The organism is Neobacillus sp. WH10 (assembly GCF_030123405.1).
Classification (GTDB): domain Bacteria; phylum Bacillota; class Bacilli; order Bacillales; family Cytobacillaceae; genus Neobacillus.
Genome location: NZ_CP126110.1, coordinates 966,280 through 979,137 on the forward strand (window position 1 = coordinate 966,280; position 12,858 = coordinate 979,137).

Annotated in this window: 10 protein-coding genes and 1 pseudogene; 7 read left to right on the top strand and 4 right to left on the bottom strand. The window is 37.3% G+C overall.

The window, feature by feature from the left end:
• Positions 1-296: 296 nt before the first annotated feature.
• Positions 297-1,352: a M14 family zinc carboxypeptidase gene (locus QNH20_RS04405; RefSeq protein ID WP_283921700.1), complete on the bottom strand. Its 1,056-nt coding sequence runs from the start codon at positions 1,350-1,352 to the stop codon at positions 297-299.
• 621 nt (positions 1,353-1,973) lie between these two features.
• Between QNH20_RS04405 and QNH20_RS04410 the strand changes: the two genes are divergently transcribed.
• Positions 1,974-2,315 carry a zinc ribbon domain-containing protein YjdM gene (locus tag QNH20_RS04410; RefSeq protein ID WP_283921701.1) on the top strand — a complete coding sequence of 114 codons (342 nt, stop codon included), beginning with the start codon at positions 1,974-1,976 and terminating at the stop codon, positions 2,313-2,315.
• 5 nt (positions 2,316-2,320) lie between these two features.
• Here QNH20_RS04410 and QNH20_RS04415 read toward each other — a convergent pair whose 3' ends face one another.
• Positions 2,321-2,479 carry a hypothetical protein gene (locus QNH20_RS04415; protein ID WP_283921702.1) on the bottom strand — a complete coding sequence of 53 codons (159 nt, stop codon included), beginning with the start codon at positions 2,477-2,479 and terminating at the stop codon, positions 2,321-2,323.
• Positions 2,480-2,498: 19 nt separating this feature from the next.
• Positions 2,499-2,798, bottom strand: a complete 300-nt coding sequence (locus QNH20_RS04420; protein ID WP_283921703.1) for a beta propeller repeat protein — start codon at positions 2,796-2,798, stop codon at positions 2,499-2,501.
• Between the two features lie 574 nt (positions 2,799-3,372).
• On the opposite strand from QNH20_RS04420, the gene QNH20_RS04425 reads away from it, so the two are divergent.
• Positions 3,373-6,678 carry an NPCBM/NEW2 domain-containing protein gene (locus QNH20_RS04425; RefSeq protein ID WP_283921704.1) on the top strand — a complete coding sequence of 1,102 codons (3,306 nt, stop codon included), beginning with the start codon at positions 3,373-3,375 and terminating at the stop codon, positions 6,676-6,678.
• A 330-nt stretch (positions 6,679-7,008) separates the two neighbouring features.
• A complete protein-coding gene (locus QNH20_RS04430) occupies positions 7,009-7,248 on the top strand; it encodes a serine hydrolase (RefSeq protein WP_283921705.1) in 240 nt (79 codons plus the stop codon).
• Positions 7,249-7,697: 449 nt separating this feature from the next.
• On the opposite strand, the pseudogene QNH20_RS04435 reads toward QNH20_RS04430, so the two are convergent.
• Positions 7,698-8,150: pseudogene (locus QNH20_RS04435) on the bottom strand (ribonuclease J); the annotation flags it as partial.
• A 252-nt stretch (positions 8,151-8,402) separates the two neighbouring features.
• Here QNH20_RS04435 and QNH20_RS04440 point away from each other — a divergent pair.
• From QNH20_RS04440 to QNH20_RS04455, 4 genes are all read left to right on the top strand, one after another.
• Entirely contained in the window at positions 8,403-8,645 is a 243-nt protein-coding gene (locus QNH20_RS04440) for a GNAT family N-acetyltransferase (protein WP_283921706.1), read from the top strand.
• 458 nt (positions 8,646-9,103) lie between these two features.
• Complete coding sequence (locus QNH20_RS04445; protein ID WP_283921707.1) at positions 9,104-9,733, top strand: helix-turn-helix transcriptional regulator; 630 nt, start codon at positions 9,104-9,106, stop codon at positions 9,731-9,733.
• A gap of 178 nt (positions 9,734-9,911) precedes the next feature.
• Positions 9,912-11,297: a tryptophanase gene (locus QNH20_RS04450; protein WP_283921708.1), complete on the top strand. Its 1,386-nt coding sequence runs from the start codon at positions 9,912-9,914 to the stop codon at positions 11,295-11,297.
• Positions 11,298-11,440: 143 nt separating this feature from the next.
• Positions 11,441-12,844 (top strand): amino acid permease, encoded by a 1,404-nt coding sequence (locus QNH20_RS04455; protein WP_349632701.1) that lies wholly within the window; start codon positions 11,441-11,443, stop codon positions 12,842-12,844.
• Positions 12,845-12,858 lie beyond the last annotated feature (14 nt).

Below are 12,858 nucleotides of genomic sequence, written 5' to 3' on the forward strand. Positions count from 1 at the left end.
TCTCCTTGAATCCTGATACTCTCGAATGTATTGACAAGCTTATCCCAGACAGTTTACAAGACTTTGTTCAATCAAAACTAGAAAACATACGTGAGTATTTAATCACTCTCAATGAAATAGTGGATGAAAAAAAATCTGCATAGTGTAAGATGCAGATTTTTTATTTACCAAGAATAAACTTCTCGAATTTAAAGCTCTAACACTCTGGGAGGCAGGTACCATAGCCCAGTTGGAACAGAAAAAATATTACTTTCCTCTAGCGAACAGTGGCAGCCACTGTTCGCTGTTATGAGTGTTTATTCTGTTTCTTCTTCTCCAGAAGGCCGAGTCGTTTGGGTTGGAAGGGTATTCCAAAAGCTTGTATCCACTTTTTCAATAGAACCATCGGCGATGGCTCTTGTTGTTGCATCAAGGGTGGTTATCGTTTGCTTAATCAAATAACCATTGCTTTTTTGTCCGAGTACGTAAGACTCATAGTTGTGATCAGACATGCCGCGCATTTCAAAAAGAAGTGTTGAAATATCGTATTGAACTGCTGCACCGTTGCGGCCAATTGTTTCTTCTGAACCGCCATTGTATTTTCCGATATTTCCCCATCCCTTTGAGTCAATAGCATTGAATACGACAGCTCCTAATTTTTTTGACCGTTCTAGTACTTCCGGCTTAACATTCCGATTTGTCGGATAAAGGATGGAACCTGAAGCATATTTCCCGTCTACTTCACTTTGAGTTCCTTGATGATGGAGATCAATCATATAATCAATTTTGTACTTTTTTAACACATTATTATGCAAGGCTTGGGTCTCTGGATGGATTTTGGCAACATGGTCACGGTTTAAATCGGCACCAACAGCATTATAGCGAGTCAAATGCCTTCCGCCGTCAGCGGCATAGTCATCAAGGGAAAAGTTTACATCGCCCATAGCTCCATCAGCATTTAACATTGGTACGACAAGGATGTTTACATGATCAAGAACCCCTTTCATTTTATTCGTTCCTAAGTGTTTAATAAATTCTAGAGCACCTTCCGTCGTCAGCTGTTCATTGCCATGTTGCTGGGTTAAATAGAGAATGGTAGGATTGCTAGGGTTAGATATATATTTCGCGAGGTAAATATCACGGCCTTTTACAGTTTGACCAATGACTTCTAGTTTCATGGCATCTTGTTTTGCATCTTGGGTTTTAAGAAAATCAACTAGGTCATTGTATGTATGTAGGATAGAAGTTTGAATCGACTCATTTCCGCCATAGTTTGGCCCTTCACCCACTGCACCAACTGAATTAGGAACGCTTACATATCCACCAAATGCCATTAAACCAGATAAAGATAATGCTAGGACTTTCTTTTTCATAATAGAACCCCCAATTTTTAAAATTATAATAAAATTCGAAAAATTCGTTACACGAAGAATATTACATATAAAATAGTAGCATGTACATAGTGATTAATTACTGAATTTCTAATCCTACAATTCTCCTACTGAGGTGAATTGTGGGATTAAATATGGTTGGATTGTTCCTTTGTTTCAGTACTCCAGCAAAATGAGGTGGCAAGAGATCACGCTGCTAGAAAATACAAATGTTCAATGACGAACATAAAATCCATAGTGGAGTATCCAGATGATATCAAATGGTAGGTGCCATACAAAAAGTTGGTGCTTGTCCCCAGATGAGTTTCCACTTTAATACACTGGGGGCAGGCACCTTCTTCGGGTGGTGTCAGTGGCACTGGAACTATTGTAATCAGGACGAGTTTCTGTCCCTCGTCATCACAACAAAACCGATAACATTTGAGGAAGAAGTGTTTGATGGGCTTGTCGATATAAGAAGACTGTGACAATATATAAGCATATAAAGAACTCCCAACTAAATTTCAAGTTCGCTATCGATTTTCTTACGAAGGTGTAAAAAGCAAATTTAAAATAAATTCTTATATTTAGGAATTTACAGGGAAGAATGGAGGAAATAATAATATGTCAAATTTGCCAAATTGTCCAAAATGTAATTCAGAATACACTTATGAGGATGGAAGCCTTTTTGTTTGCCCAGAATGTGCTCATGAGTGGGCTTTAGACTTAGAAACTGAAAATAATGAAGATCAAAAGATATTCAAAGATGCCAATGGAAATGTTTTAACCGATGGTGATTCTGTAACAGTAATCAAGGACCTAAAAGTAAAAGGAAGTTCATCCGTCTTAAAAGTAGGTACAAAAGTTAAAAATATCCGTTTAGTGGATGGGGATCATAATATTGATTGCAAAATTGATGGTTTTGGCGCTATGAAATTAAAATCTGAATTTGTTAAAAAGGTATAAATGCATTAGTAATCAACAAAACTAGTAGCTGATTCAATCAAAATAGGACCATTTTCTAACAATGACTGCCTAATTCCAGAGACGGTCTTGTTTGTAAAATAAGTCATGGTATTTCCGCCGTCCTCAGACCAAGCAGAAATTCCATATTGATAACAAGCATACACTTTCTCTTTATCCTTATAGTTAATCAAGTTTCTTAACGAAAATTTGCTGCGGATCAATCGCAATTCTTCCAATAGCGCCTGATTCATTTAAACCAACTGATTCCCAATTTTCTCCTTGATCAATTGATTTGTAAATTCCTGTACCGCCAAACACGATACTTCCGCCGCCCGGATTGGCTTCACCGGTACCTGCGGTGGGGAAGGATCCGGTATTTACCGTTCGACTGATGGCGGCAACACATGGGAACAACTTACAAACGGACTTCCAGCTTCGGATAAAGATCTTGGACGAATTGGTATTACTGTCTCGCCAACTCAACCAGACCGCCTGTACGCGATTACCATTAAAACAGATGGTTACTATGAAGGATTTTATATTTCAGAAAACGGCGGCGATACATGGACAAAATGTTGTTTGAAGTGAATATAACTGAGCGAGGAAGCAAATTAGCCTAAGAATCTGTCTAAAAGTTTCATTATGTTCTACGATTATTCAATAAAAATGCAGCGAAATATTCGGAGAATTTAAAAATTTAAACGCTTACATATTGAGTTTTTTATTAACGAGTGCTATATTAAATTTAGTAAATCATATTGATCACATGTTACTGATTCAATCAGGCAGGGTGGTATTAGTTAAAAGAATTTCAATTCTTTTGATTCGATACTTCCGTGCCTTTTTTGCGTTTTTTAAAGTTTCAATTAAAGGGGGTGTAAGAATTTTGGTATTGATGAGCACAAAATTTTTTGTTTAGAAGTTACTAGTATTTTATTAATTTTAAAAAAAGATGAGGTGACAATAAAAAAAGTACTTTCAATTTTTATAACTCAAACTCAATTCACCTTGCCTTTAGTAGTTTTTAAGAAAATATTTATATACGAGGAGGGATTTTATGAGAAAAGTAGGAGTATTCTTATGTCTATTTGCAATGTTTCTGTCTTTAATCGCTTTTCAACCGATAACATCTTCAGCAGAGGAATCTACTTCTGATGTTAACGAAAAGCCGAAAGTGGTTCCAAGTTTAAGAGAATGGAAGGGAGGAACCGGTTCGTTTAACATTAATAAGAAGTCCAGAATTGTGATTGATCCTCAGTATTCAAAGGAATTAGAAACAACAGCAGAAGTGTTTAAAACCGATTTGCTAGACATTACGAAACATAAATTGTCAGTTGTAACAGGAGAACCGATAGATGGAGATTTTTATCTAACATTGGATTCCAGTGATTCAGGGATCGGTGAAGAAGGGTATTTGTTTGAGGTAAAAGATCATGTGATAATTCGTGCGAATACAACAACTGGCGTTTTCTTCGGAACAAGAACGGCACTGCAAATCCTAGTTCAGGATGCCGAAAAAGGTCATATCAGCAAAGGTACGGCACGAGACTACCCGAAATACGAAAGCCGTGGTTTTATGCTGGATGTTGGCCGTAAGTTTTTCCCGATGAGCTTTTTAAAACAATATGTGAAAATGATGTCATGGTACAAAATGAACGATTTCCAAATCCATTTAAGTGATAACGCAATTTTCAAAGATAATAGCAGAAAGCATTGGGATCAATACTCAGCGTTCCGTCTAGAAAGTGAAACGTACCCTGAGTTAACAGCGAAAGATGGACACTATACGAAGGAAGAATTTAATGAGTTAGAAGAACTTGCTAAGATACACGGTATGACGATCACTCCTGAAATCGATACACCAAGCCATGCACTAGCTCTTACAAAAATTAGGCCGGATCTCGTCCATCCGAATTTGCCGGTCGATCACCTCGACATAACACGGCAAGAAACGATCGATTTTATAAAATCGGTGTGGGATGAATACCTTGAACTTTTTGATGCCAAAGAAATCCATTTTGGTGCAGATGAATTTTACACTGGCGAAAAAGAAACGATGGAGATTTACAGAGAATATCTAAATGTAGTTAATGAATATTTTAAGAGCAAAGGTAAAAAAGCAAGGGCGTGGGGCAGTTTATCCCAATTCCCTGGTGAAACTCCTGTGGACAAGGATATCGTCTTAAACATTTGGAACAACGGATGGCATAACCCGGTAGACGCAGTCAACGACGGTTTTGACGTGATTAATACGAACGATGGGCTTCTTTACATGGTTCCATTCGCAGGTTATTACAATGATTATTTGAATACGAAATTGTTATATGAAAAATGGGAGCCGAATATATTCAGCATCAATAACCCGAAATTAAACATAGCCGAAGACAATCCGCATCTTCTAGGAGGAATGTTTGCTGTATGGAACGATAAAATTGGGTATGGCTATACAACATTTGATGTTCATGATCGTGTAAGACATGCAATGCCGACACTTGCTCAGAAAATGTGGAGCGGAAAGGGGGAAGAGTCGTTTAATGACTTTACTAAATTAACTGAAGACATTGGTGAAGCACCGGGAATGGATTTGCTTCGTGAAGTTCCAACCAAAAGCGATTTAATCCTTAACTATACGTTCGACCACGGAAAAAGTGATCATGTAAAAGATAATTCTGGAAATAATTACCGAGGGAGCGCAAAAGGAATTGAGAGAACGAAAGATGGAAGGTACAGTCAAGCAGCTGTATTTAACGATACCAGCGATCATATTAGCACAGACTTGTTGAGTAAAGGCTTCCCTTGGTCGACCTCGATGTGGGTGAAGCTTGATGAAAATAAATCAGAAGGTGTTGTTCTCGAATCATCGGACAGCTCTCTGAAATTAGTGCAAAAAGATACAAATAAAGTTGGTTTCTCACGTGAAGGATACGATTTTTCCTTTGACTATTCATTGCCTGTCGGTCAATGGGTACATCTTGCCCTAAATGGAACCACGAAAGGGACTTCCCTATATGTGAATGGGGAGTTAAGAGAATCAACTAATCGGACTCTTGTTCTTCCGCTAAGTACGATTGGAAGTAAAACTAAGGCATTCAAAGGTACTCTCGATGAATTCCGTGTGTATAATCGTCCGTTGAGCAATATCGAAATCAAACAATTGGCTGTTGCTTCGATGAAGAATGTCAATGTCGCTGCTTTTAAAAACGTTGTCGCGTCTTCTTCAGAAACGAGCTCGCTTACTCCAGAGAATGCGGTTGATGAAGATCTCCAATCAAGATGGGCGTCTGGTTATAAAAATAATGAATGGATCTATGTGGATCTCGGTGAAAAGTATACGATCGACAGTGTAACACTCAATTGGGAACCAGCATACGGAAGAGGTTATGAGATTCAAGTGTCTCAAGATGCGGAAAACTGGTCTACTGTGTACTCAACGACGACCGGTGACGGGGGTATTGATGAAATTCAATTTAACCCTGTCGAAGCCCGATATGTAAGAATGTACGGAACAGAGCGCGCAACGAGTTACGGCTACTCATTATGGGAATTTGAAGTTTATCAGGCAGAATCTTCTTCAAGTATTCTATTATCTCTTGATTCATCAAAGAAAATGATTGTTCCAGGACAAACAGCGCAAATTTCAGCAGTGGTGCAAAATAAGGAGCCTGAAGAAATTAGAGATGTACGTACAGAACTAAAAATGCCGGAAGGATGGACAGTTAAACCTATTTCTGAAACAGAGTTTACTAGTTTATCCCCTGAAGAAAAAGTTGAAGTGAAATGGGAGGTTACTGCTCCTGAAGACGCTCAAGAAGGAAGCGTTGACTTTTTTTCCGAAGTTTCTTTTGCTAAACAAGGCAAAGAAAAAACAGGCTACACACGAACACCAATGACGGTTGAAGTGACACCGCAGCCTCCAACGAAGGATGCATTTATCAGTGATTTATCATTTTTTGGTAATACTGAAAATGGGTGGGGTCCAATCGAAAAAGATAGATCTAACGGTGAAAGCGGAGATGGAGACGGCAATCGAATTACCTTAAACGGTGTAACGTATGATAAAGGTCTCGGTGTTCACGCTTACTCGGAAGCTTCATATTTTCTTGGAGGAAATGTATCGACGTTTAGTGCGGATATTGGGGTAGACGATGAAGTAAGTAATCGCGGTTCTATCGTTTTCCAAGTATGGGCTGATGGGGAAAAAATCTATGACAGCGGCTTGATGACAGGGGATTCAGCAACGAAACAAGTGAATGCCAATGTTATTGGAAAAAATGTACTCAAATTAGTTGTCACAGATGGCGGTAATGGCGCAGCATCCGATCATGGCAACTGGGCGAATGCAAGAATAACTATTGGTAAGTAATATTTATTCCTGCAGGGGATCTTTTTGATCTGGTACAGTGGAAATAAACTCAATCTGATTGGAACAAGCTTACTTCATTAAATATATCAAATTGAATGAACAGAGCCAACAATTGATAGGGGCGCATGAATAATTCATGCGCCTCTTCTATTTTGCTTAGACGGTAATTAGCACAACTTTTCTTATTATAAATGTAGATACGTTTAATTCTCATGATTAGGAAATTAATAGTAAATAGTATGGATAGATAGTACAAAAACGAAAGAATTATTTCAATGAATGAAGGATCGTATTTATCAGTGGAAAGCCGAGCGGCAGCCATAAAAATAAATGAAGTATCAGCAATTTCAAGATAGACTTCCTGGTATGATGAACTTAGACGGGGTAATGGCGGCCAATAAAACAGGCAGTCTTCCTCAAGTTGGACATGATTGTGCGATAATAATGTATAAGGGGAAAACGGCCTATGCAGCGGTCTTAATGGACCAGCTTGACGATGTAATTGCGGGAAAGCAGACAATAAGTAGAATAGGTAAGCATATCTATTATTATTTGTTATCCGGAATTTGAGCAAACCATTAAAAGAAATCTTTGATATTACAAGATATTTTATATCAGAGAAGAGGTTTTAGAGGAAATCCATCATGCTGCTAGGATTGGGGCTGAAAGATAAGGTACCTCCAAATTCCCTGGAAAAGAGGAGATATTCCATCATTCTATCCTATAGCCAAATCTGAATTTGTTAAAAAGGTATAAATGCAGTAGTAATAAACAGAACTGATATCCAATCAAAATGAGCCTGTCCCACATGACAGTAAAGTATTAATGTAGTGGGGGCAGGCTCCTTTTGGGGCGTAAAGCATGGTTCAAGGCCCGAGTACTAAGGACTGGAGGCATTTCTCGCAAATTATCTTTGCTTTGAAATTTATTATTAATTTTCAAATGTTAAGCCTCCGTTATTGTTCAGTTGTGGAACTTTACCTTATTATATCTTTTCGTGGATACATTTGAGTTTGTTATTAAATTTCAATTATGATTGGGAGAATCATTGGCTTTCTCTTCGTTTTTGCGAATAAATATTGGCCAACCGATTTTTTAATATTTTGTTTGATTACATTCCACTGCCGTATATCCTCTGCTTGTAAGTCATTAACCGTTTTTTTAACAAGGCGGTTAATTTCTCTTAGAAGATCTTCAGAATCTTTTACGTATACGAACCCGCGAGTAATCGTGTCAGGTCCTTGAATAATTTTTCTTTCCGTTTTACTTAATGTTAAAACAATAACGAGCATTCCATCCTCAGAAAGTTGTTTTCGGTCTCGTAACACGATTTCCCCTACATCGCCGACGCCCATTCCATCAACATACGTATCCCCCGACGGAATCCTCCGAGTCTGACGGGCAATTGAGTTTTCGATATCAACAACATCACCATTTTTAGTAATAAATGTGTTTCCTGTCTGAACTCCAACCTTTATAAATCTTTATTTAGTTTAATCATTAGGGAATTCAAATGCAATTAGGTTTCCTGCTTGGACATGACTTAAGAGTTTTAATGGCAAACAGTGACTGGCACTGTTTACCATTTGAATAATAGGGTCAATTGTTTGGTATGAGTATTTAAAGTCCAAAGTTAAATTAATATCCATTACCAATTTGTGTTAAAATTAGGGTGTGTAATTGGAGGGATGCTACTGCGGAAAGTTCATTTGAAGGTAATAGAAATGGAGGAAAGAAATTCATTTCTAGACTATCTTCTTTTTACAGTTGAAAGCGAAGAGATTGTCAGAGAGTACATAAATGATGGAGAAATGTTCGCGATTTACAGTAAAGAGAAAACTGCAGGGGTGGTTTTATTTACTTTCCATCCGAACGGAATTGTTGAGTTTAAGAATATTGCTTTAAGCGAAGAGTATCGAGGGAATGGCTTAGGGAAATTAGTAGTTAAAGAAGCTTTCCATTTATAAGGCTAAATTAAATTCCGATTAATAAAAGACTAATTGCCTCATGAATTTCCTTTTTGGAAATTATAATAATCATCATAAACTGTGAAATCAGAACGAATGGACATAAGAGTTTTATTTTTTTATTTTGTCTTTTTGGGTTTTTAAACTATTAATTTATATCTTCCTAAAAAGAAATATCTTAAATATGTAATCTCTCTTTGCTTCTCTAAATTGGTTTATTTGGGTGTCTGTACATTTGGTTAGGCTCGGGCTGGCTAATAACAGCTGTCGTTAGTTCTGCCTTTTTAGATTTTAAGACTAAGATTGGTATTGAGTATTTCAAATAGTATTTCAATTGTTGATTAAATTCCGATTATTAGACTATTATAAAAGGATAAATCTCCATTTCGATTTCTTCTTTCAAACCATTTGATAGTTAAAAATTTGGTAAAGAATAATAAAAGATAGGGGTGAATTTTTTGTCAGGCATAGATTCATATATACCGATGATTCAATTTTTTGCCCGTTTTCTCGGAACGGATGCAGAAGTGGTATTGTATGATACGAATAAGGAAAAGGTCGTATTTGTTGAGAATGCATTCAATCCTGAATTTAAAGTTGGTAGTCCAATTCCTGATATGGAGAACAAGTTTATAAAAAACGGATTATATAAAGAAGAAGATTCGGTTGTTAATTATAGAGCCTTCTCTTCGGAAAGAAAAAAATTAAGATCGGCAACTCATTTTATAAAAAATCAAAGACAAGAGTTAATAGGCGTTTTAACAATCAACTACAAGGTAGATGAGTTAATTGAGCTTCGAAGTCTTTTAAATCGCTTAATAAGTGGCTCAGAACCTATTCAATATAAAGGGGAAAACTTCTATGAAAGCTTTAATCTTACATTTGAAGATTTAATGAACAATACGATTCAAGAAACTTTGACTAATTTTAATGTATCTCCTGAACGCCTATCCCATGATGAAAGACTGGAACTTATTCGGATGCTGGATGAAAAGGGCGTATTTTTGATGAAAGGATCTATCGCAGAGTTAGCTAAAATCCTTCATACATCCGAAACCTCTATTTATCGGTATATCAATAAGCTATAGTCTAAATTATAAACTAGAAAAAGACCACTTTTTATGAAGTATTTAAAAAAGTGGTCTTTTCTTATTTAATTCATGTTGAATAAAAAATTTTCAGAATATTGTTGCGGTTGAAAATACCTAGTGTTAAAATATTTACATGGTGGTAAAAAATTTACACAAAAGAGAGGATGGGAACAAAATGCGTTTTATGACTGCGGAACCGTTTCGAATAAAGATGGTAGAAAGAATTAAAAAAACCACGAAAGAACAACGACAAAATTGGCTTAGGGAAGCAAGATATAATGCATTTCAAATTAAGGCGGAGAATGTGTATATCGATTGTATAACAGATAGCGGTACTTCTGCGATGAGTAGTGAACAATGGTCTGCTCTGATGCTAGGTGATGAATCATATGCCGGATCTAAAAGCTTTTATAAATTGGAAGAATCCGTTCAGGACATTTTTGGAATGCCATATGTTCAACCGACCCATCAAGGAAGAGCTGCTGATTACATCATGGCAAAATTATATGCAAAAGAAGGAAAATATGCGATTGGTAATATGCACTTTGATACCTTTCGTGGAAATGCAGAGGTATTAGGCGCATTAGCGGTTGACTACGTTGTAGATAATGGGAGAGATACAGCAAGCCCGTCTCATCCGTTTAAAGGGAATATTGACATTGCCAAAATGGAAAGGTTGATTGAAGAAAAAGGGCAGGAACGAATTTCGGTTGTTATTATTACCGTAACTTGTAATAACAACGGTGGTCAACCTGTTTCCATGAAAAATATAAGAGAAATAAGTAATCTAGCAAACTCACACAATATTCCAGTTGTAATTGATGCAGCTAGACTTGCTGAAAATGCTTATTTTATTCAACAAAGAGAAGAAGGGTATAAGGACAAATCAATCAAAGAAATTACTCGAGAGATGTTTTCCTATTGCGAAACAGCAACGATGAGTTCGAAAAAAGATGGACTCGTAAATATTGGAGGTCTATTTGTCACAAGAAATGAAGAAATATTGAAACATGCCCAGCAATTAGCGATTGTCCACGAAGGATTTATTACCTATGGGGGATTAGCAGGACGAGATTTGGAAGCGCTTGCTGTTGGGTTGCAGGAAGGGGTTGATGAGCAATACCTGGAGTATCGCATTAATCAAGCAAAATACTTAGGCGACCGATTGATAGAAAATGGTGTGCCAATAATTGAACCAACCGGGGGACACGGAGTTTATGTCGATGGAAGAAGATTCTTTCCGCACATTCCACAAAGTGAATTCCCATCCCAACGACTTGTCGTCGCTCTGTATGAAGAAGCAGGTGTCCGTGCAGTAGAATTAGGGGCGTGTGCCTTCGGTGCGAAGGATCCTATTACAGGTAAGGATATTTACCCTGATGTAGAGGCTATGAGAATCGCACTATCCCGAAGAGTTTACACGAATAGCCACATGGATGTGATTGCCAATGCCCTCGGGGAAATATATAGAAACAGAGACCAATACGGAGGAATGAAACTTGTATATGAGGGGCCAATTACCTCATTAAGGCACTTCACGGCTGGTTTTGAGCTTCTGTAAACAATAAATGATAATTCCAGTCCCATCTGTGCTACAACTTTAGTGAACGGTGGCACGGATGTTTGAAATACTCATAATTACATTATGTATAATTTTCCACATACTTCTAAACAGAATAATAATCTATATTTATTTTGAAAGGAGTGATCAAATTGAGAGAGCCTCAGGATTTAGTAAGAGGTTTAAAAGACAGGCACATACAAATGATAGCTCTTGGAGGTGCAATCGGCACAGGACTGTTTTATGGTTCCGCTGAAGCAATTAAACTCGCTGGGCCTAGTATCATACTTGCGTATGTCATTGGTGGATTGATAATGTTTCTAATTATGAGGGCATTAGGAGAAATGCTAGTAGAAGAGCCTGTCTCAGGTGCTTTCAGTGCTTTAGCGCATAAATATTGGGGTGATTTCCCGGGATTTTTATTAGGTTGGAATTATTGGTTCGCTATCATTACTGTGAGTATAGTTGAATTGATCGTACTAGGAAATTACTTTAAATTTTGGTTGCCTAATATGCCAACATGGATTACAGCACTTGTATTTGTTATTGTGTTCTTTCTGATAAACATCACAAATGTTAAGTTTTTTGGGGAATTTGAGTTTTGGGCCGCCTTGATCAAAGTGGTGGCTATTATTGCAATGATAATTTTCGGTTTGGGGATTCTCTTTTTTGGAGTGGGAGCAAGCAATTTCAAAGAATCCGGATTTGAAAATATGTGGATTAACGGAGGATTTCTGCCAAACGGAGGATCCGGGTTACTGATGTCACTAGTCTTGGCAATGTTCGCCTTCGGTGGGATTGAGATGGTGGGAATGACTGCTGCAGAAGCAGAGAATCATAGAATCACGTTGCCAAAGTCTATCAATAATGTCGTATTACGAATATTAGTATTCTATATTGGTTCCATGGTAGTATTGGTATCACTGTTCCCATGGAATAAAGTTGGATTGGAAGGGAGCCCTTTTGTTCAGATTTTCTCAGCAATAGGAATACCGGCCGCTGCTACATTACTTAACGTGATTGTCATAACGGCAGCTGCTTCAGCATACAACAGTGCGATTTATAGCACCAGTAGAATGATATATGGTCTATCGTTGCAAAGAAACGCACCTAAAATATTTAACAAGATTGGTAAAACAGGAACTCCGGTCAACAGTACCATACTCTGTTCTATGATTTCCTTGATTGGGATTCTATTGTTGAAATTTCTTCCAGAAAAAGCATTCATGTACATGATGTCCATCACAACCTTCGCTTCCATCTTCAACTGGATTATGATTCTTTTTATTCTGTTACATTGGCGCAAAAAGAAAAGTAAAGAAGAGATCACAAAATTTACTTTTAAAATGCCACTTTATCCGTATTCAATTTATTTTTCCATAGTAGGTTTGTTGGTTATCATCGCTACGATGTTCTTTTTATCTGATTATCGAATAGCTTTATATATCGGACCTTTTTGGATTATATTGCTGTTCGTGCTCTTTAAAATTAGAGCAAAAAGGGACATGGAGACAGGAACATCATCCCATCCAAGTATTTTAGAATGAGTATGGATGCTTCT

Bases quoted from the DNA above. Each gene is read 5' to 3' on its own strand.
- QNH20_RS04405 (WP_283921700.1), bottom strand. From the start codon at position 1,352: ATGAAAAAGAAAGTCCTAGCATTATCTTTATCTGGTTTAATGGCATTT.
- QNH20_RS04410 (WP_283921701.1), top strand. From the start codon at position 1,974: ATGTCAAATTTGCCAAATTGTCCAAAATGTAATTCAGAATACACTTAT.
- QNH20_RS04425 (WP_283921704.1), top strand. From the start codon at position 3,373: ATGAGAAAAGTAGGAGTATTCTTATGTCTATTTGCAATGTTTCTGTCT.
- QNH20_RS04430 (WP_283921705.1), top strand. From the start codon at position 7,009: ATGAAGTATCAGCAATTTCAAGATAGACTTCCTGGTATGATGAACTTA.
- QNH20_RS04440 (WP_283921706.1), top strand. From the start codon at position 8,403: ATGGAGGAAAGAAATTCATTTCTAGACTATCTTCTTTTTACAGTTGAA.
- QNH20_RS04450 (WP_283921708.1), top strand. From the start codon at position 9,912: ATGCGTTTTATGACTGCGGAACCGTTTCGAATAAAGATGGTAGAAAGA.